We start from the raw sequence: 18623 nt of genomic DNA, 5'->3' as shown, positions 1-18623 counted from the left end.
ATATTCTTGTGGAGGGCCCAACGACGGCATGTCAGAAATGTTTCGAAACGATTCTCAGGCGTCGCGGATCGCATGCTCCAGATCGGCAGCATGGGCGGCGGCAGGTTCGGTGGGCGCGGCGGCGTCGGCGAGTTCGGTTTCGACACGCGCGCCGCCGGTGAGCGTGCGGTGCACCGGACAGCGATCGGCGATCTCGAGCAGTCGCGCGCGCTGGACGTCGTCGAGGTCGCCCTCGATCTCGATCCGCCGGGTGAACAGGTCTGCCGGCTGCACGCCAGCCTGGCGCTGGTGCCCGGCAAGCGTGCGGATGCCGGTGACCGGCCAGCCCTTCTGCAGCGCGTACACCCGCAGCGTCATCGTCGTGCAGGCGGCGAGCGCCGAGGCGAGCATCTGATAGGGCGTCGGCCCCGATCCCATGCCGCCGACCGACACCGGCTCGTCGAGCATCAGCGCCACGCCCGCGACCTGCACCGCCACCTGGAACTTGCCCGCGCCGGTATCGCGCGCGATCGCGTCCAAGGCCACTTCGCTGCTCATGCCGTCTGCTCCGCCAATTTGGTCTCGATCGCGATACCCTGCTTCAGCGTCAGCGTCACCGGCGTACGCTCGGCGATCTCGGCGAGCCGTGCCTTGGCGGCTTCGTCGGGGCCCGCGATCGTCAGTACGCGCTTGATGTGGCGGTCTTCGGGCTTGCCGAGGATGCGCAGGTCGACATCGAGCGCATCGATCCGCCAGCCCTTGCGATCGGCATACATGCGCAGCGTCATCGCCGTGCATGCGCCGAGCGCGGCGAGCAGCAGCTCATAGGGTGCGGGGCCGGCATCGGTGCCGCCGTTGCTCGGCGGCTCGTCGGCGAGGATGGCGTGGGTACCGGCCTGGATCTGCGTCTCCATGGCTTCGGCGCCGATATGGGCGGTGGCGTGCAGCATGGTTTTGGTCCTCAGATCGCCAGCAGCGCGATCGCTTCGATCTGCGCGGGGTTGAAGCCATGATCGGCGAGCACCGGCACCAGATGCGCGGCGGGCTGGCGCTGGCGGCGGGTGGTGCAGACGAACTGGCGGATCGCCTCCAGCCGCGGATTGGCGAGCGGCGTCGGGCGGCGCGCACCGAACAGTGTGTCCGCGACCCGGCCGAGCAGCGAGGGCTTTTCAGTTGCCGGGACGGTGCTGCAGCCGCAGGCCGCCGCGTCCTGAAAGGCGACCGAGACGGCGGCCCATTCGGTCTGGCTGAGTACGGGTGCTGTACGACGATCCATCGAAACCTCCTGTGTTGGGCCGTTTCTAGCCGGGCGCCACACTTCCGATCAGCCGGATAGTTTCGACGCCATCGTTCGAGGGAGTTGAACAGTCGCTTTTCTATATCGTCGAACATATGGGACGACTTTATTCCAGTTCTCAGGCCATATCGCCCGGACCATCTTCCGGTCACCAGGCGAGGCAGATCGGTCCCCGCCCTCTTTCGGAGACACATCATGGCTACCGCACCCTATCCGCACACCGCCACCCCTACCAACGTTCAGTCGGCCCTGCCGCTGGTCGGCCGCATCGGCATTGCCGCGATCTTCCTGCTCAGCGGCCTGTCGAAGCTTGCCGCACCGACTGCCACGATCGGCTATATCGCATCGTCGGGCCTGCCTTTGCCGCAGCTGGGCTTCGCGATCGCGCTGCTGATCGAGCTGGGCGGCAGCATTGCGCTGATCCTCGGCTATCGCACCCGCATCGTGGCCGCGATCCTCGCCGCCTTCTCGGTTGCGACCGCGCTGGCCTTCCATTCGGCGCTGGGGGACCAGAACCAGTTCATCCACTTCTTCAAGAACATCGCGATGGCGGGTGGCCTGCTGCAGGTTGTCGCGTTCGGCGCCGGCGGCTGGAGCCTCGACGCCCGCCGCTAAGTCTGAATGATGTTAGTTAAAAAGGGGTCGCACCACCGGTGCGGCCCTTTTGCCACCCCATCCACATGTACAGGCGATCTGCCGCACCGGCTCGGCTAGGAACGGCCCCGGAGGAGATCGCCATGACCCGCTGCACGCACATGAATTCGGAAACGGTCCGCGAAGTTACCCCCAGTGCCAAGGGCTGCGAGGAGTGCCTCAAGACCGGCAGCTGGTGGGTCCATCTGCGGCTGTGCCGGGAATGCGGCCATGTCGGCTGCTGCGACCAGTCGCCCAACCGCCACGCCACCGCGCATTTCCACGAAACCGGCCACCCGATCATGGAAGGCTATGACCCGCCCGAAGGCTGGGGCTGGTGCTATGCCGACGGGATCGAGGTCGACCTGCCCGACCAGACGCCGCAGCTAGGGCCGATCCCGCGCTTCTTCTGACCCCGTCCCGTGGACAGGCGCGGGCGGCGCGTTAAGACGACGGCGATGATCGCCTTTCCGTCGCTCCGATGACCCCGCCCGCCCCTGCCTCGCGCGCCGCGCTGCTGCTGTTCGGCGCGGGGGATTTCGCGTTCAATCTCTACTGGCAGGCGGTCAATCTCTACCTGCTGTTCTTCTATATCGACACGCTGCGGCTGGCCCCGGCGCTGGCCGGCACGCTGTTCCTGGTCGGTGCGACCTGGGACGGCGCCGCGGACTTCGTCGCGGGCGTGGTCGCCGAGCGGATGCGGCGCCCCTATCGCTGGCTGATCGGCTGGGGCGCCGTGCCGCTGGGGCTCGCCTTCGTCGCGATGTTCGCGGTGCCGGTGGGCGGCTGGGCGGCGGCGCTGGCAGCGCAGTTGGGCTTCCGCACGCTCTACGCCTTCACCAACATCCCCTATGCGGCCTGGACCACAAGGCTGGCCGGCACCAGCGCCGAGCGATCGCTGCTGGCAGGGCTGCGAATGATCTTCGGCGCCCTCGCCGCGACCTTGGTGGCGGGGACGATGCCGGGGCTGGTGCGCGCGCTGGGCAGCTATGGGGCAGCGAGCGCGCTGCTCGCGTCGCTCGGCGTGCCGCTGCTGCTGGCGATCGCGTGGAAGGTGCCCGAGCGGCGGCCCCCGACCGAGGCCGCCACCCGCCTCGCGATCACCCCCGCCCTGCTGCTGCTTGCCCGCAATCGCGCCTTCGTCGCGCTCAACTTCGCCGCGGCGGCGGGTGCGGCAGCGTCGGCGCTCACCACGCAATCGGTGCTCTATTTCTTCCGCTACGTGCTCGCCGACGATCCGGCGGGGCCGCGGGCGCTGGCGGTCATGGCGTTCGCGAGCCTGGTGGCGACGCCGCTCTGGACGATCGCCGCGCGTCGGGCAGGCGCGCGGGCTGCGTGGCTGGCGGCATGCGGGCTGGCGCTCGCTTTGCCTGCCGGCTTCATGCTGCTCCCCGCGCCGGGCGTCGGCGCGGCGACGCTGTTCCTGCTGGGCATGCAGGTCTCGTTCGCAGGCTTCGGGCTCGCCGCGTGGACCTTGCTGCCCGACAGCGTCGACTGGGGTGCGGCGCGGAGCGGCGTGCGGGTGGAAGCGATCGCCTTCGGCACTTTCGCGCTCGCCCAGAAGGCGGCGCTGGCGGCAGCGGGGTTCGCGATCGGCGCGATCTATCAGGCGAGCGGGTTCGTCGCCGGGGCACCGCAGGCGGCGAGCAGCCTGGCGGCGATCCGCTGGCTGATGCTCGCGGGACCGGCGGTGCTGCTGCTTGGCGCTCTGGCGGCGGTGCTGGCACTGCCGCTCCGGCGGGATACGCTGGCTTAGCACATCCTCCCCCGCCAGGGGGAGGTGGCGCCGAAGGCGGTGGAGGGGGAGGATGCCAAAACCTCTCGGCCGGCGTGCTTCCTCCCCCTCCGACCCGCTATCGCGGGCCACCTCCCCCTTGCGGGGGAGGATAAAGCACGATCACACCAGCTCGAAGCTGCCGGACACGCCTTCCGCCTCGGCCGAAGGCGCGATCCAGAGCTGGAACTTGCCCGGCTCCACCGTCGGCTTGAGCGCCTGGCCGATGAACAGCAGGTCGGCGCGGGTCAGCGTGAACTGCACCTGCTTGCGCTCGCCGGGCTTGAGCGCGACGCGGCGGAACGCCTTCAATTCGCGCACCGGGCGGGTGACGCTCGCCACCACATCGCGGATGTAGAGCTGCACCACTTCCTCGGCCGCGCGCGACCCGCTGTTGGCGATGGTGGCGGAGACGACGAGCTTGCCGTCCCCGGTCAGTCGGCCGCCACCAAGATCGAGGTTGCTATAGGCGATCTCGCCATAGGTGAGGCCGTGGCCGAACGGGAACAGCGCCTGGTTCGGAAACTCGCGATAATGCGTTTTGTATTCCTGCAGCGGACCCGCAGGATTGGGGCGGCCGGTCGGCTTGTGGTTATAGTGGTAGGGCTCCTGCCCCGTCGCCTGCGGGAACGAAACCGGCAGCCGCGCCGAGGGGCTCACCGCGCCGAACAGCACATCGGCGATTGCCGGTCCGTCTTCGGAACCCAGGAACCAGGTGACGAGAATAGCCGGTGCCTTGAGCACCGCGCCTTCCAGCGCCAGGGCGCGGCCGTTGCGGAGCAGCACCACCACCGGCTTGCCGGTCGCTGCCACCGCTTCGGCCAGCGCCATCTGCGCCGGGGGCACGACGATGGCGGAGCGCGACTGCGCCTCCCCCGACATGCGGGCATGCTCGCCGACCGCGAGCACCACCACGTCGGCGGCCTGCGCCGCCGCCACGGCCGCCTCGATCCCGCCCGGGATCGGGGCGTCCAGCCCGGCGCCTTCGGTAACGCTCACCAGCGACGGATCCTTGACCAGCGCCTTAACGCCGGTCGCCAGGTCTACCGCCTCGGCATCGGTGCCATAGACGTTCCACGGGCCGATCAGATCGTGAAGCCCGCTCGCGAACGGCCCGATCAGCGCGATCTTCTTGCCCGCGCGCGGCAGCGGCAGCAGGCCACCCTCGTTCTTGAGCATCACGATCGAGCGCGATCCCGCCTCGCGGGCCAGCGCCAGATTGGCGCGGGTGCGCACGCGCGCCTTCTCGCGCGCCGGATCGATGCGGCGGAACGGATCGTCGAACAGGCCAAGCTGCGCCTTCAGCGCCAGCACCCGCCGCACCGCCTCGTCGAGCCGCGCCGTCGGCACCTCGCCCTTGGCGACCAGATCCGGCAGGTGCTTGATGTAGAAGCCGCTCTGCATGCTCATGTCGACACCGGCCATGAAGGCGAGCTTGGTCGCCTCCCGCGCATCCGCCGCGAAGCCGTGCGCGATCAGTTCCTCGTCGGCGGTATAGTCGGAGACGACCAGCCCGTCGAAGCCCCATTCGCGGCGGAGGACTTCCGTGAGTAGCCATTCGTTGGCGGTGGCCGGAATGCCCGACAGCTCGTTGAACGACGCCATCACCGTCGGCGCCCCCGCGGCCAGCGCCGCCTGGAAGGGCGGGAAATAGATTTCGCGCAGCGTCCGCTCGGAAATATCGACCGTGTTGTAGTCGAGCCCCGCCTCCACCGCGCCATAGGCGACGAAATGCTTGGCGCAGGCCGCCACCGCGTCCGCTGCCTCCAGACTCTTGGCGCCCTGAAAGCCGCGCACCCGCGCCGCCGCCATCAGCTTGCCGAGCAGCACGTCCTCCCCGGCGCCCTCGACGCCGCGGCCCCAGCGAGCGTCACGGGCGATGTCGACCATCGGCGCGAAGGTCCAGTCGATGCCGGCCGCCGCCGCTTCCACCGCCGCCACGCGGGCGGTGCGCTCGGCAAGATCGGGATCGAAGCTCGCCGCTTCGCCCATCGGCGCGGGAAAGACGGTGCGGAAGCCGTGAATCACGTCGGCGGCGAAGAGCAGCGGGATCTTGAGCCGCGATTCGCGCGTGGCCACGGTCTGCATCCGCTTGGCCATCGCAGCGCCGTTGCCGTTGAACACGCCGGTCAGACGCCCGGCGCGCACCTCTGCCAGCTGCCCGTCGAAGTTCGACGAGGCGCCTGCGGGATTGAGCGTCACCGCCGCACCGCCCGACCAGGCGGCGGCCATCAGGGTGAGCTGGCCGGCCTTCTCCTCGACGGTCATCTTGGCGAGCAGCGACTCGACCGCAGCGGGCAGTTTTCTCGCCCCCGCCTGGAGCAGCATCGCGCGCGCAGGGCTTGCCGCCCAAGCCGCCGCCGCGCTCGCGCCGATCAACACCGCACGCCTCGAAATCTGGCCGTCCTTCACGCATTTCCTCCCACAGCGCGGCCCTGTATCGGCCACCGCATCATCAATCTTGCAACCCGCTATTGCTTCATGTAACCGGTTACATCAAGAGCTTGACGCCAAGACCGGCAAACAAGCCGTTGCAACCCAGACCCAGGAGGGGACGAAGACCGCCATGCCGAACGCCACGATCCGCGATGTTGCGCGCGAAGCGTCGGTGTCCGTCGCGTCGGTTTCGCGTGCGCTGAACGGCGCCACGAACATTCGCCCCGAACTGCGCGATCACATTCGCGATGTCGCCAATCGTCTCGGCTATGTGCCGCATGCCGGCGCCCGCAACCTGAGCCTCGCGCGCTCCTCCACGATCGGCGTCGTCGTTCCCGATCTGCACGGCGAGTTCTTCTCCGAATTGCTGCGCGGCATGGATCGCCAGGCTTCCGAGCTTGGCCTGCATCTACTGCTGATGGTGATGCATGGCGAGGCCGATCGCGGCGTCACCGCGCTGCATGCAATGCGGGGGCGCGTCGACGGGCTGGTGGTGATGGCCCCGCAGATCACCTCGGACGAGCTGTTCCAGCACCTGCCCCGCACGATGCCTTCGGTATTGGTCAACTGCGCGCCGCACGACGGCGTGCGCCCCGAATTGCGCGTAGACAACGTTGCCGGAGCCGTCGCGATGGTCGAGCATCTCGCCGCGGGCGGGTGCCGCCGTCTCGTCCACATCGCCGGCCCCGAAGCCAATATCGATGCGCAGGAGCGTCTGCGCGGCACCCGCGAAGCCTGCGCCCGGCTGGGCGTGGACCTGCGCGTGGTGCAGGGCGACTTCAACGAGGACAGCGGCACCGCCGCCGTCGCCACGCTCCAGGCCGAGCGCGCCGCCTATGACGCGGTGTTCGCCGCCAACGACATGATGGCGGTGGGCGCGCTGATGGCGCTCAAGCGGGCGGGTGTCGCCGTGCCCGAACAGGTTTCCGTGGCGGGCTTCGACAACATTCCGCTGACCCGCCTGATTTCGCCGGCGCTCACCACCGCCAGCATCGACATTGCCGAATTCGGCGCGCGCGCCGTGGTGCGCCTCGCCGGACTGATCGACGGCGCCGCCGACGACACGCTCGAATGGCGTGCGCCGATCGTCATAGCGCGGGAATCAACCCGCCAACTACCTTAAAACAAAACAGAAAACCCGATCCGCCGGGGAGATAGAGAGTAACCATGAACAAGCTAGTTTTGCGTACCGCATTGCTGACGATGACCGTGCTGGGCAGTGGTGCCCTGCTCGCCCCCGCCCCCGCCATGGCCCAGGTCGGCCAGGCGTCGCTGCGCGGCACGATCACCGCGCCGGCGAACAACCCGGTCACCGAAGTCACCGCGATCGAAGTGTCGACCGGCATCCGCCGCAGCGCGACCGTCGGCGCCGATGGCACCTACAACTTCGCCTCGCTGCGCCCGGGCACCTATCGCCTGGAGATCAAGCTGCAGAACGGCGTGCGCAATTCGGATGCGTTCACGTTGCGCGTCGGCCAGAATGCCGGTCTCGACCTCGACCTGTCGACGACCGCCGCCGCGCCGGCCGCCGATGGCGCCGCCGCACCGGCGGGTGACGACACCGCCGCGCCCGCGACGGGTGACGAGATCGTCGTTACCGGCAACCGCATCCGCTCGCTCGACGGCGGCCAGGTCGGCATCAACATCACCCAGCGGCTGATCGAGCAGTTGCCGCAGAACAACCGCAACTTCCTCGCCTTTGCCGATCTGGCCCCGGGCGTGCGCTTCATCGAAGGCGCCAACGGCACGTCGAGCATCAAGGGCGGCGCGCAGGACAGCCGCAGCGTCAACGTGTTCATCGATGGCGTCAGCCAGAAGGATTACGTCCTCAAGAACGGCATCACCGGCCAGGACAGCTCGGCCGGCAACCCGTTCCCGCAGCTCGCGATCGGCGAGTATCAGGTGCTCTCGTCCAACTACAAGGCGGAATTCGACCAGGTCAGCTCGGTGGCGATCACCGCGGCGACCAAGTCGGGCACCAACGAGTTCCACGGCGAAGGCTTCATCGACTATACCAACCAGAACCTGCGCGCCCGCCGTCCGACCGAGCTCTTCCCGGTCGAGCGCGACAAGGTGAATTCGAACAACAAGCAGTTCGGCGCTTCGCTGGGCGGCCCGATCATCCAGGATCGCGCCCATTTCTTCGTGACCTACGAAGGCAAGCGGATCGACAGCCCCTATGACGTGCGGCCCGAGAACGGCTTCTCGACCAGCATCTTTCCGGCCCAATATCAGCAGTATTTCGGCACCTTCTCGCAGCGCTTCAACGAAGACCTGTACTTCGGCAAGATCGACCTCGAGCCGAGCGACAAGGACCTGATCGAACTCACCGGTAAGTATCGCAAGGAATCGGGCTCGCAGATCGCCACCGGCGTCAGCGCGTCGAACACCGCGACGCTCAACAAGGTCGACGAGAAGCGCTTCATGCTCCGCTGGCAGCGCAGCGAGGGCAGCTGGATCAACGACGCCCGCGTGTCCTACCAGGATACGAAGTGGGCGCCGACGCCGGAGACCTTCGGGAGCACCAGCTTCTTCCAGGCCTCGACGGTGAACAACGGCAACTTCACCCGCACCGATCTGCTGCGCTTCGGCGGCGGCGGCAGCCAGCAGGACAAGGGCCAAAAGGGCTGGACGCTGCAGGACGACTTCACCTTCACCGGCTTCAACGGCCACACCATCAAGATCGGTACCAAGGCGAGCTTCATCCGCCTGCGCTCGATCGAGCAGAACCGCGCCAACCCGCAATATACCTACGATATCAACGCGTTCAGCCCGACCGGCTTCAACGACCAGGTGCCGTATCTGCTGGAATTCGGCGTACCCACCGGCAACGGCCCGGTCGACATCCGTTCGAGCAACTTCCAGTTCGGCGTCTATGCGCAGGACGATTGGGACGTGACCTCGCACCTGACGCTCAACCTCGGCCTGCGCTGGGATTATGAGCGCACCCCGGCCTTCGTGAACTATGTGACTTCGCAGGAGAATCTGACCGCGGTGTCGCCGGCCAACTATCCGAATTTGGATAAGGCCGACTACAACATCAACGATTACATCTCGAACGGCCACAATCGGAAGACCTTCACCGGCGCCTTCCAGCCCCGCCTCGGCTTCACCTACCGGATTGACGAAGCGGGCCGGTTTGCGGTGTTCGGCGGCTATGGCCGCTCCTATGACCGCAACCAGTTCGACTTCCTCCAGCAGGAAGTGAGCCAGGACGTCTATGCCGTCCGTCGCTTCTACTTCCAGGGCGCGGATTCCAATCCGAACAATGCGTGTGTGGGTGCCGATGCCTCGACCTGCGTTCCCTGGAATCCGGTGTATCTGACGCCAGAGGGCCGCCAGCAGCTGCTCGCCGGTGCGGCCGGCGGCGGCCGCGAGTTCCGCTTCCTCAAGAACGACCTGAAGGTCCCCTATTCGGATCAGTTCAGCCTCGGCATCCGCGGCCGCTTCCAGCAGATCGGCCTCGAGCTCGGCTACAGCCATGTCGCCAGCCGGGACGGCTTCGTGTTCCTGCTCGGCAACCGCCGGCCGGACGGCAGCTTCTTCTTCAACGATCCGGCGAACCCGACCGACACCCCCGCGGCGCCGTTCGGCTTCTCGCCGAAGGGCTATAACAGCATCATCCTCGGCACCAACGGCCTGAAGACCAACGCGGACTCGGTCTATTTCAAGGTCACCAAGAGCTACACCCAGGCCTCGCCCTGGAGCCTCGACGCGACCTACACCTATACCGAAGCCACCGAGAACCAGCTGGGCGAAACCTATCTGCTCGATTTCCCGTCGGTCAGCGATTACCCGATGCTGCGTTCCTCGGGCGTGCCGCGGCACCGCCTGGTGATGGCGGGCAGCGTCGACCTGCCGCTCGGCTTCGCGCTGTCGTCGAAGTTCCAGATCGAATCCGCCGAGTATGAGAAGGCGATCCTCAACCAGTCCAACCCGTTCCAGCGCGTGGTCGTCGGCCGCGAGGTCGATGGTTCGGGCGGCGGCTGGGGCCGGCGCCAGCTCGACCTGGCGCTGACCAAGTACGTGCCGATCCACTTCATCAGCGATCAGACCCGCCTGCGCTTCCGCGTCGACGTGCTGAACGTGTTCAACGATTACAACTACATCACCTTCAACAACGACCCCGCCTCGACGAACTGGGGCGCTCGCAGCAGCTATGACGTGGGCGGCAACCCGCCGCGCACCTTCAAGCTGTCGGTCGGCTATTCTTTCTGATCCCTCCTACTGGGGCGGCGCATTTCCCGTGCGCTGCCCCATTTTTTTCAGGACCCGTTTCATGATCGATCGCAGGCAACTGCTCGGCTCCGGCGCACTGGCGCTGGCGGGCCTCGCGGGCGCATGCTCGCAACCCGGCACCCGCATCGGCGGCCCCGGCCCCGCGCCGGGCGCAGACCCGCTGATCCGCGATCTGCAGGAACGCACCTTCCGCTATTTCTGGGATACCACCGATCCCGAGACCGGCCTCGCGCCCGATCGCTGGCCCACCCCCTCCTTCGCCTCGATCGCCGCAGTAGGCTTCGCCCTCACCGCCTATCCGATCGGCGTCACCAACGGCTGGATCACCCGCGAGCAGGCGCGCACCCGCACGCTGGCCACGCTGCGCTTCTTCGCCACCGCGCCGCAGGGTGACGGCCAGAGCGACGCCAGCGGCTACAAGGGCTTTTTCTACCACTTTCTCGGCGTCACCAAGGGCCGCCGCTTCGCCCGCGCAGAGCTGTCGACCGTCGACACCGCGCTGCTGCTGGGCGGCGTGCTGTTCGCGCAGAGCTGGTTCGATGCCGACGATCCCCAGGAGGCCGAAATCCGCAGCCTCGCCGACCAGCTCTATGCCGCGGTCGACTGGACCTGGATCACCCCGCGCCCGCCCTTCGTCTCGATGGGCTGGCACCCCGAGAGCGGCTTCATCCCCTCGGACTGGAACATCTACAACGAGGGGCTGCTGCTATACGTGCTGGCGCTCGGCTCGCCGAGCCATCCGCTGCCGCCCGAGACCTGGGCTGCCTGGACCGCGCGCTTCGATGCGCAGTGGAGCGACAAATGGGGCGAGCCGCACCTCCATTTCGCGCCGCTCTTCATCCACCAGTACAGCCATTGCTGGATCGATTTCCGCGGCATCCGCGATCCCTATATGGCCGCCAAGGGCATCGACTATTTCGAGAACAGCCGCCGCGCAGTGCGGGCGCAGCGCAACTTTGCGATCGCCAATCCGGGCGGCTGGGCCGGCTATGGCGAGGGCGTGTGGGGCCTGACCGCCTGCGACGGTCCCGGCGACTTCCAGCAGCGCATCGGCGGCCGGACACGCGAATTCTTCAGCTATTCGGCCCGCGGACCGGATGATCGCGATGACGGCACGCTGGCCCCGACTGCGGCGGCGGGCTCGATCGCGTTCGAGCCGGAACTGGCCGGCCGTGCGGTGGCGACGATGCATGCGCGCTATGGCCGCGGCATCTATGGCCGCTACGGCTTTCTCGACAGCTTCAACCCCACGCTGACCCGCGCGGAGAAGCCGCTCAAGCACGGCAAGATCGTGCCCGGCATCGGCTGGGTGGACGGCGACCATCTCGGCATCGACCAGGGGCCGATCCTGCTGATGATCGAGAACCTCCGCACCGGCCTGGTGTGGGAGGTGATGCGCCGCAACCCGCATATCCGTCGCGGGCTGCAGCGCGCAGGCTTCAAGGGAGGCTGGCTTTAATCGTCCTGCCGGTCGGTCTTCTTGGGCGCGACCCAGACATGGACCGGCACGACGACCTTGCCCGGTGCGGGCTTGCCGATATCGACACGGCTGGCCTGGACCAGTTCGCCGTTCGAGAGGGTGAAGGACGCCCAGGGCTTGGGCATGCGGTTGAACGTCATCTTCTGGATGGGTTCGCCGGTGTTCGAATTCATGATGGTAGCAATGACTGGCATGCGCCTGCCGCTATTCGGGCGGGCGCCGGGCTGTCCAGCGGGGGCGCCGACGAATCTGTGGATAGCGCCCCTTCCCCGCCGCGCGATCGGCGCTAAAGCCGCGGGCGAGACACCGGCATAAGGGAGCAGCCCATGATCATCCGCAGCGACGAGACCCAGGACATCGAAGTCCCCGGCGGCGGCACGATGCGGATGCACCTGTTCCGCCCGGCGGTGGAGGGACGCTTCCCCGGCGTGCTGCTCTTTTCGGAGATCTACCAGGTGACCGCGCCGATCCGGCGGCTGGCAGCGATGCTGGCGGGCAACGGCCTGCTCGTCGCGGTGCCCGAGGTCTATCACGAATATGAGCCCGCCGGCACGGTGCTCGCCTATGACCCGGCGGGCACCGATCGCGGCAATGCGCTCAAGATGACCAAGCCGGTCGCCGCCTTCGATGCGGACGCCACCGCGGCGCTGACCGCGCTCGCGGGGCACCCCGCCTGCTCGGGGAGGCTCGGCACCTTCGGGGTGTGCCTGGGCGGCCATCTCGCCTATCGCGCCGCGCTCGATCCGCGCGTGTCCGCGGCGGCGTGCTTCTACCCCACCGACATCCATTCGGGCACGCTGGGCGAAGGCCGCAGCGACGACAGCCTCGCGCGCATGGCCGAGCTCAAAGCCGAGCTGCTGCTCGTCTGGGGGCGGCAGGATCCGCATATCCCCTTTGCCGGGCGCGAGGCGATCCGGGCGCGGCTGGAAGAGGTCGGCGCATCCTATGCCTGGCACGAGTTCAACGGCCAGCACGCCTTCCTGCGCGACGAAGGCCCGCGCTTCGATCCCGCGCTGTTCCTGCAGGCGATGGCCCTCACGCTCGATTTCTACCGGCGGACGCTGGGAGGCTCGGTATAAATCCGGGTGATGCATTTGCATCCATGCGATGATCTTGATTGACAGGCCACCGCCGTGCGAGTGGTATGACCAATAAGGCGACGCCCGAGCGATCGCCATGGGAGAGACATCGCGATGCGCACCCCTTCTGCTCTTGCCGCCCTGCTGCTCTCGTCCGTCGCGATCGTGGCGCCGGTTTCTGCCGAGGCGCAGACCAGCGCCGAACCCCGCGCGACGATCGATCTCTCCACCGGCTGGCGCTTCCATTTCGGCGATGCCGACGCGGCCCCCGCCGCTCCGGGCTTCGACGATGCCGCGTGGCAGCCGGTGACGGTGCCGCATACCTGGAACAAGGTCGGCACCTATGCCCTCACCCGCGCCGCCGATGCCGACATGCGGCAGGGCCAGGGCTGGTACCGCCGCAGCCTCACCGTGCCGGCGGCGCTGCAGGGGCGGCGGCTGTTCCTCGAATTCGACGGCGTCTCCAAGATCGCCGACATCTGGGTGAACGGAAAGCATCTGGGCAACCATGCCGGCGCCTTCGGCCGCTTCCGGATCGACGTGACCGGCGCGCTCAAGTCCGGCGCCAACAGCCTCGTCCTCCGCGCCGACAACAGCGCCGCCGCGCCGGGCAGCAGCACCGAGCATGTCATCCCGCTCGGCGGCGATTTCTTCGTGCAGGGGGGCATCTATCGCGGCGTGCGGCTGGTCGCGGTGGAGGATGCGCATATCGACCTCACCGATCATGGCGGGCCGGGCGTCTATCTGCGCACGCCCAAGGTCTCCGCCGAGCGCGCCGAGGTCGCCGCCAGGACGCTGCTGCGCAACCTCGGCACCCGCGCCCGCACGCTGACCCTCACCACCACCATCCAGGACGCAACCGGCAAGCCCGTCGCCACCGATCGTGCGCCGGTGGCACTCGCGCCGGGCCAGGCGCTGGCGGTGGAGCGCAGCCTCACCGTCGCCAATCCGCACCTCTGGCAGGGCCGCGCCGATCCCTATCTCTACCGCGTCGTCAGCGAGCTGCGCGACGGCGCCCGCGTGATCGACCGGCAGGTCCAGCCGCTCGGCATCCGCAGCTTCTTCTTCGATCCGAACCGCGGCCTGATCCTCAACGGCAAGCCGACCCCGCTCCACGGCGTCTCGCGCCACCAGGATGTCGGCGGCAAGGGCTGGGCGCTGACGCCCGAGGACCATGCCCGCGATATGGCGTTCGCGCTCGAGCTCGGCGCCAACACGATCCGCCACGCCCATTACCAGCACGCGCAGGAATGGACCGACGAGGCCGACAAGGCGGGCATGGTGGTGTGGGCCGAGCTCCCCTTCGTTCATGAGGCCAATGTCGAGCCCAGCCTGCCGCCGGCGCCCGAGACGATCGCCAATGCCGAGGAGCAGCTGCGCGAGCTGATCCACCAGAACTACAACCACCCCTCGATCCTGCTCTGGTCGGTCGGCAACGAGGCCGATATCGGCGCGGCGATCGACGCGATGCGGAAAGGAAGCGGCAAGCCCGCCCAGTCGCGCGCGATGCTGGAGCAGCTCGACAAGCTGGCCCGCGCGGAAGATCCGAGCCGCCCCACCGTCTATGCCGATTGCTGCGAGGACACGCCCTCGGTGCTGTCGATGCAGGGCTCGCCCAGCCTCAACGGCGTCACACAGGTGATGGGGCTCAACCGCTACTATGGCTGGTATTATGGCGATCTGGACGGCGTCGGGCCCGCGCTCGACGCGCTCCATGCCAAGCATCCGACGCTGCCGATCGGCCTCAGCGAATGGGGTGCCGGCGGCGCGATGACCCAGCACAGCGACAATCCGCGCGGCGGCCCGGTCGCTTCCTATGGCCGCCCCCAGCCCGAGGAATATCAGAGCCTCGCGATCGAGGAGAATTGGAAGCAGATCCGCGCGCGGCCCTATCTCTCGGCAAGCTGGCTGTGGAACCTGTTCGACTTCGCCACGACCATGCGCAACGAAGGCGACGCGACCGACATCAACACCAAGGGCCTGGTCTCCTACGATCGCAAGACGCGCAAGGACGCCTTCTATTTCATCCAGGCGAGTTGGTCGGATGCGCCGGTGGTGCACCTCAACGGCCGCCGCTATGTCGACCGCGCCTATGCGGTGACCGACGTGCGCGGCTATTCCAACGCCGATCGGGTGTCGCTCTCGGTCAACGGCAAGTCGGTGGGCGATGTCACCTGCCCCGACCGGATCTGCGTGTGGCCGGGCGTGGCGCTGGCGCCGGGCGCCAACCACCTCGTCGCGACCGCCACCATCGGCGGCAAGCAGGTCAGCGATGCGATCGACTGGACCGCGCCTGATCCGCGCAAGGGCGTGTTCATCGATTCCGGCGCGCTGGTCGGGGGCATGATGGGCGGCGACCGCTATGGCTCGGACGATTTCTTCCGCGGCGGCACGGCCAAGGTCCTCGCCGGCCGCTCGCCCTTCGCGCCGCCGCCCAAGGTAGAGGGGACCGACAGCCCGGCGCTGTTCGGCAGCTACCGCGAGGGCAAGTTCGGTTATGAGATCCCCCTGCCCGACGGCAGCTGGACGGTGACCATCGCCAGCTTCGAGCCGGATGCCGCCAAGGGCGCCGCGCGCAGCTTTGCGGTGCTGGCCGATGGAAAGCGCGTGATCGATGGCTTCTCGCCGATGCAGGCGGCGGGCGGCGCCAACAAGGCGACCACCCGCAGCTTCCAGGTGAAGAGCAGCGGCGGGCGGCTGGTGCTGGCGTTCGAGCCGGTCGGTGGCGACGCGGTGGTGGCGGGGATCGCGATCAAGCCGAACTGAGCGCCCGCTTTGACCTTTGCCGCGACATTGCCCACAAGCGTGGACGATGCCGGAGCCATTGCGCAGCGTTGCCTTTGAAGGCGTTAGCAAATCCTATGCGAAGGGCGCGCGGGCGGTCGACAGCGTTTCGCTGGAGATCGCCGGCGGCAGCTTCGTCGCGCTGGTCGGCGCCTCGGGCTCGGGCAAGTCGACGCTGCTCAAGATGGTCAACCGGCTGATCGAGCCAAGCGAAGGCCGGGTCCTGATCGACGGAGCGCCGGTCGACGCCGAGCCGCCGCACCTGCTGCGCCGGCGGATCGGCTATGTCTTCCAGAATGTCGGGCTGTTCCCGCACCTAACGGTCGGCGAGAATGTCGCGATCGGCCTCAAGCTCGCTGGGACAAAGGATCGACAGGCACGCGTCGCCGAGTTGCTGCGGCTGGTCGACCTGCCCGAAACCATGGCCGCGCGGTTGCCCGATGCCCTTTCCGGCGGCCAGCGCCAGCGCGTCGGCGTCGCCCGCGCGCTCGCCACCGCGCCCGGGCTGCTGCTGATGGACGAGCCGTTCGGCGCGCTCGATCCGGTCACCCGCGATGCGCTCGGCAAGGCGATCCGCACGCTACACGAAGCCATGGGGCTCACCACCATCCTCGTCACGCACGACATGGCCGAGGCGCTGCTGCTCGCCGACCGCATCCTCGTGATGGAGGCCGGCCGCGTCGTCGGCGATGCTTCCCCACGCGACCTGCTCGCCGGCAAGGGCGGCGCGGCGGCCGATGCGCTGGTCGCCGTCCCGCGCGAACAGGCCGAGCGGCTGGCGGCGCTGACCCGATGAGTGGCGCCTTCGCCCGCGTCCCCGAATTGCTGGCGCAGCATCTGCTGCTCGCCTTCGCCGCATTGCTGCTCGGCATCGCGATCAGCCTGCCGCTGGCGGTGCTCTCCGCCCGGCATCGCGGCGTCGCCCGGGCAGCGCTGGGCCTGGCGAGCCTGATCCAGACCATCCCCAGTCTCGCGCTGCTCGCACTCTTCTATCCGCTGCTGCTGTCGCTCTCGGCGCTGGTCGGCGGGGGCATCCCGGCGTTGGGCTTCCTGCCCTCGCTCTTCGCGCTGACGCTCTATGCCCTGCTGCCGATCCTGCGGAACGCGGTGACCGGGCTGGTCACGCTCGACCCGGCGGTGCGCGAGGCGGCGGACGGGGTCGGCATGACCCGCTGGCAGAAGCTCCGTTTGGTCGAGGCGCCGCTGGTCGCGCCGATGGTGATGGCCGGCATCCGCACGGCCGCGGTGTGGACGATCGGCGCGGCGACGCTCTCCACCACCGTCGGCCAGCCGAGCCTGGGCGACCTGATCTTCGCCGGGCTGCAGACCCAAAACTGGGCGCTGGTGCTCGCCGGCTGTATCGCCGCGGCCGGGCTGGCGCTCGCAGTCGACGCGCTGCTCGGGCTGGCCGAATGGGGCATCGCCCATCGCCGCCGCATCCTGGTGTGGCTGAGCCTCGGGCTGCTCGCCGCCGGTGCGCTCGCCGCCCTCGCCCCCGCCTGGCCGGCGAGCCGCGGCGTGGTAACGATCGGCGCCAAGGGCTTCTCCGAGCAATATATCCTTGCCCGCCTGATCGGCGCGCGGCTGGAGGCTGCGGGCTATACCGTCCGCTACCGCGAGGGCCTCGGCTCGGGCGTCGCCTATGGCGCGCTGGCGAGCGACGCGATCGACGTCTATGTCGATTATTCGGGCACGATCTGGACCAATCAGATGCACCGCACCGACGTGCCGCCGCGCGCCGCCATCGTTCGCGGCGTCGCCGATTGGGCGAAGCGCACCAACAACGTCACGCTGCTGGGGAGCCTCGGCTTCGAGAATGCCTATGCGTTCGTGATGCGCGGCGATGATGCCAAGCGGCGCGGCATCACGACCATCGCCGATCTCGCCAAGTTGGCGCCGTCGCTCAAGCTCGCCACCGATATCGAGTTTCTCGAACGCTCCGAATGGAAGGCGGTGCAGCGCGCCTATGGCCTGCGCTTCGCCGAGGCGCATCCGTATCAGCCGACCTTCATGTACCGCGCGCTGACCAGCGGCACCGCCGACGTGATCCCCGCCTTCTCCTCCGACGGCCGGATCGCCGCGCAGGGCCTCACGGTGCTGAAGGACCCCAAGGGCGCGATCCCCGGCTATGACGCGGTGCTGCTGATCGCTCCCCGCCACGCGAACGACGCGCGCTTCCAGGACGCACTGCGTCCGCTGATCGGCGCGGTGCCGGTCGAGCGGATGCGGCAGGCCAATTACCTGGTCGATCGCGATACCGACAAGCAGAGCCCGGATGCCGCCGCGCACTGGCTGGCGACGCAGCTGGGCCGCTAGTCCAGCGCCGCGTGCTCCGACGGATCAGAGGCAGCGCGGATCGCGTACCGGGGCGTCGCCGCCGCGGGTGAGCCAGCGGCCGTCGGGCGCGCGATACTTCTCGCCCGGCGCAGTGCGCAGGATCAGGTTGCAGCCGGTGACGAACGCCATCTGCTCGACGGTCGAGCTTGCCGCCGCCTGCTGGGTGTATTGGCGCTTGCGCTGGATGTTGATGTTGTTGACGATCGCCTGCAGCTCGGGCGACGCCGCACCGACGATGCCGAGATAGCCGTCGGGCTGTTCGCCTACCTTACCCGCCTGCCGCGCCGCCTGATAGGCGGGATCGCGCTGGGCGAAGGCCGGGGCGATCACGCCCGCCGCGATCGCGGCCGCCATGCCGAAGGTCGAGAGCAACTGTCGCATCAGAAAATCCCCGGATGTTCTTGGATGATGGCTTTCGCCTTGTTGTCGAGGCGATAGACCACTTCCTGGGTGATCGAAATATTGAGGTTGATCACGATCGGCTTGTCGGGCGCGTTCACCGTGACGCAGCCGCCGAGCAGCGCCAGCGGCGCGAAGCCGCAGGCACCCAGCCGAAGAGACAAACCCTGTTTCATGCTTCCAAGC

17 protein-coding genes are annotated in these 18623 nt (G+C 68.3%); 10 read left to right on the top strand and 7 right to left on the bottom strand.

Annotation, left to right across the window (positions count from 1 at the left end; translation table 11 throughout):
- Positions 1-54: 54 nt before the first annotated feature.
- From ACTJKY_RS16505 to ACTJKY_RS16495, 3 genes are read right to left on the bottom strand one after another with little or no spacing between them, the layout of a single operon-like run.
- A complete protein-coding gene (locus tag ACTJKY_RS16505) occupies positions 55-537 on the bottom strand; it encodes an OsmC family protein (protein WP_440847204.1) in 483 nt (160 codons plus the stop codon).
- The gene (locus tag ACTJKY_RS16500) at positions 534-929 is read right to left on the bottom strand and encodes an OsmC family protein (RefSeq protein WP_440847203.1); all 396 of its coding nucleotides are present in this window, start codon (positions 927-929) and stop codon (positions 534-536) included. The genes ACTJKY_RS16505 and ACTJKY_RS16500 overlap by 4 nt, the downstream gene beginning before the upstream one ends.
- An 11-nt stretch (positions 930-940) precedes the next feature.
- Positions 941-1255 carry a hypothetical protein gene (locus ACTJKY_RS16495; RefSeq protein WP_440847202.1) on the bottom strand — a complete coding sequence of 105 codons (315 nt, stop codon included), beginning with the start codon at positions 1253-1255 and terminating at the stop codon, positions 941-943.
- A gap of 216 nt (positions 1256-1471) precedes the next feature.
- On the opposite strand from ACTJKY_RS16495, the gene ACTJKY_RS16490 reads away from it, so the two are divergent.
- The 3 genes from ACTJKY_RS16490 (at position 1472) to ACTJKY_RS16480 (ending at position 3665) form a co-directional block, all read left to right on the top strand.
- Positions 1472-1891 (top strand): DoxX family protein, encoded by a 420-nt coding sequence (locus tag ACTJKY_RS16490; protein WP_440847201.1) that lies wholly within the window; start codon positions 1472-1474, stop codon positions 1889-1891.
- Positions 1892-2013: 122 nt separating this feature from the next.
- Positions 2014-2322, top strand: a complete 309-nt coding sequence (locus ACTJKY_RS16485; protein WP_121079475.1) for a UBP-type zinc finger domain-containing protein — start codon at positions 2014-2016, stop codon at positions 2320-2322.
- A gap of 68 nt (positions 2323-2390) precedes the next feature.
- On the top strand, positions 2391-3665 hold the full coding sequence (locus ACTJKY_RS16480) for an MFS transporter (protein WP_440847200.1): 1275 nt from the start codon (positions 2391-2393) through the stop codon (positions 3663-3665).
- Positions 3666-3806: 141 nt separating this feature from the next.
- Here the strand turns inward: ACTJKY_RS16480 and ACTJKY_RS16475 are convergent, their stop codons facing one another.
- Positions 3807-6011 (bottom strand): glycoside hydrolase family 3 N-terminal domain-containing protein, encoded by a 2205-nt coding sequence (locus ACTJKY_RS16475; protein WP_440847299.1) that lies wholly within the window; start codon positions 6009-6011, stop codon positions 3807-3809.
- Between the two features lie 238 nt (positions 6012-6249).
- Between ACTJKY_RS16475 and ACTJKY_RS16470 the strand changes: the two genes are divergently transcribed.
- The 3 genes from ACTJKY_RS16470 (at position 6250) to ACTJKY_RS16460 (ending at position 11817) form a co-directional block, all read left to right on the top strand.
- Positions 6250-7242 carry a LacI family DNA-binding transcriptional regulator gene (locus tag ACTJKY_RS16470; RefSeq protein WP_440847199.1) on the top strand — a complete coding sequence of 331 codons (993 nt, stop codon included), beginning with the start codon at positions 6250-6252 and terminating at the stop codon, positions 7240-7242.
- Positions 7243-7286: 44 nt separating this feature from the next.
- Positions 7287-10337 (top strand): TonB-dependent receptor, encoded by a 3051-nt coding sequence (locus tag ACTJKY_RS16465; RefSeq protein ID WP_440847198.1) that lies wholly within the window; start codon positions 7287-7289, stop codon positions 10335-10337.
- A gap of 61 nt (positions 10338-10398) precedes the next feature.
- A complete protein-coding gene (locus ACTJKY_RS16460; protein WP_440847197.1) occupies positions 10399-11817 on the top strand; it encodes a glucoamylase family protein in 1419 nt (472 codons plus the stop codon).
- On the opposite strand, the gene ACTJKY_RS16455 is transcribed toward ACTJKY_RS16460, so the two are convergent.
- Positions 11814-12011: a hypothetical protein gene (locus ACTJKY_RS16455; protein ID WP_241213443.1), complete on the bottom strand. Its 198-nt coding sequence runs from the start codon at positions 12009-12011 to the stop codon at positions 11814-11816. The two genes, ACTJKY_RS16460 and ACTJKY_RS16455, sit on opposite strands and share 4 nt — an antisense overlap.
- A gap of 153 nt (positions 12012-12164) precedes the next feature.
- Here ACTJKY_RS16455 and ACTJKY_RS16450 point away from each other — a divergent pair, with 153 nt between their 5' ends.
- From ACTJKY_RS16450 to ACTJKY_RS16435, 4 genes are all read left to right on the top strand, one after another.
- Positions 12165-12917 (top strand): dienelactone hydrolase family protein, encoded by a 753-nt coding sequence (locus ACTJKY_RS16450; RefSeq protein ID WP_440847196.1) that lies wholly within the window; start codon positions 12165-12167, stop codon positions 12915-12917.
- A 114-nt stretch (positions 12918-13031) separates the two neighbouring features.
- Complete coding sequence (locus tag ACTJKY_RS16445; RefSeq protein ID WP_440847195.1) at positions 13032-15683, top strand: glycoside hydrolase family 2 TIM barrel-domain containing protein; 2652 nt, start codon at positions 13032-13034, stop codon at positions 15681-15683.
- Between the two features lie 46 nt (positions 15684-15729).
- A complete protein-coding gene (locus ACTJKY_RS16440) occupies positions 15730-16497 on the top strand; it encodes an ATP-binding cassette domain-containing protein (protein WP_440847194.1) in 768 nt (255 codons plus the stop codon).
- Entirely contained in the window at positions 16494-18017 is a 1524-nt protein-coding gene (locus ACTJKY_RS16435) for an ABC transporter permease/substrate-binding protein (RefSeq protein WP_440847193.1), read from the top strand. The genes ACTJKY_RS16440 and ACTJKY_RS16435 overlap by 4 nt, the downstream gene beginning before the upstream one ends.
- Positions 18018-18041: 24 nt before the next feature.
- Here ACTJKY_RS16435 and ACTJKY_RS16430 read toward each other — a convergent pair whose 3' ends face one another.
- Together ACTJKY_RS16430 and ACTJKY_RS16425 are read right to left on the bottom strand one after the other, a co-directional pair.
- Entirely contained in the window at positions 18042-18419 is a 378-nt protein-coding gene (locus tag ACTJKY_RS16430; RefSeq protein WP_440847192.1) for a YdbL family protein, read from the bottom strand.
- On the bottom strand, positions 18419-18613 hold the full coding sequence (locus ACTJKY_RS16425) for a YnbE family lipoprotein (RefSeq protein WP_440847191.1): 195 nt from the start codon (positions 18611-18613) through the stop codon (positions 18419-18421). Before ACTJKY_RS16425 ends, ACTJKY_RS16430 begins: the two co-directional genes overlap by 1 nt.
- Between the last annotated feature and the right edge of the window lie 10 nt (positions 18614-18623).

This window comes from Sphingomonas sp. 22176 (assembly GCF_052045505.1).
In the GTDB taxonomy this organism is placed as follows: Bacteria; Pseudomonadota; Alphaproteobacteria; order Sphingomonadales; family Sphingomonadaceae; genus Sphingomonas.
Note: the sequence above shows the minus strand (reverse complement) of the source record. Positions and strands in the feature narration are given on the sequence as shown.

Bases quoted from the DNA above. Each gene is read 5' to 3' on its own strand.
- ACTJKY_RS16430 (WP_440847192.1), bottom strand. From the start codon at position 18,419: ATGCGACAGTTGCTCTCGACCTTCGGCATGGCGGCCGCGATCGCGGCG.
- ACTJKY_RS16495 (WP_440847202.1), bottom strand. From the start codon at position 1,255: ATGGATCGTCGTACAGCACCCGTACTCAGCCAGACCGAATGGGCCGCC.
- ACTJKY_RS16480 (WP_440847200.1), top strand. From the start codon at position 2,391: ATGACCCCGCCCGCCCCTGCCTCGCGCGCCGCGCTGCTGCTGTTCGGC.
- ACTJKY_RS16500 (WP_440847203.1), bottom strand. From the start codon at position 929: ATGCTGCACGCCACCGCCCATATCGGCGCCGAAGCCATGGAGACGCAG.
- ACTJKY_RS16465 (WP_440847198.1), top strand. From the start codon at position 7,287: ATGAACAAGCTAGTTTTGCGTACCGCATTGCTGACGATGACCGTGCTG.
- ACTJKY_RS16455 (WP_241213443.1), bottom strand. From the start codon at position 12,011: ATGAATTCGAACACCGGCGAACCCATCCAGAAGATGACGTTCAACCGC.
- ACTJKY_RS16485 (WP_121079475.1), top strand. From the start codon at position 2,014: ATGACCCGCTGCACGCACATGAATTCGGAAACGGTCCGCGAAGTTACC.
- ACTJKY_RS16475 (WP_440847299.1), bottom strand. From the start codon at position 6,011: ATGCTGCTCCAGGCGGGGGCGAGAAAACTGCCCGCTGCGGTCGAGTCG.
- ACTJKY_RS16460 (WP_440847197.1), top strand. From the start codon at position 10,399: ATGATCGATCGCAGGCAACTGCTCGGCTCCGGCGCACTGGCGCTGGCG.
- ACTJKY_RS16435 (WP_440847193.1), top strand. From the start codon at position 16,494: ATGAGTGGCGCCTTCGCCCGCGTCCCCGAATTGCTGGCGCAGCATCTG.
- ACTJKY_RS16445 (WP_440847195.1), top strand. From the start codon at position 13,032: ATGCGCACCCCTTCTGCTCTTGCCGCCCTGCTGCTCTCGTCCGTCGCG.
- ACTJKY_RS16505 (WP_440847204.1), bottom strand. From the start codon at position 537: ATGAGCAGCGAAGTGGCCTTGGACGCGATCGCGCGCGATACCGGCGCG.
- ACTJKY_RS16440 (WP_440847194.1), top strand. From the start codon at position 15,730: ATGCCGGAGCCATTGCGCAGCGTTGCCTTTGAAGGCGTTAGCAAATCC.
- ACTJKY_RS16450 (WP_440847196.1), top strand. From the start codon at position 12,165: ATGATCATCCGCAGCGACGAGACCCAGGACATCGAAGTCCCCGGCGGC.
- ACTJKY_RS16490 (WP_440847201.1), top strand. From the start codon at position 1,472: ATGGCTACCGCACCCTATCCGCACACCGCCACCCCTACCAACGTTCAG.
- ACTJKY_RS16425 (WP_440847191.1), bottom strand. From the start codon at position 18,613: ATGAAACAGGGTTTGTCTCTTCGGCTGGGTGCCTGCGGCTTCGCGCCG.
- ACTJKY_RS16470 (WP_440847199.1), top strand. From the start codon at position 6,250: ATGCCGAACGCCACGATCCGCGATGTTGCGCGCGAAGCGTCGGTGTCC.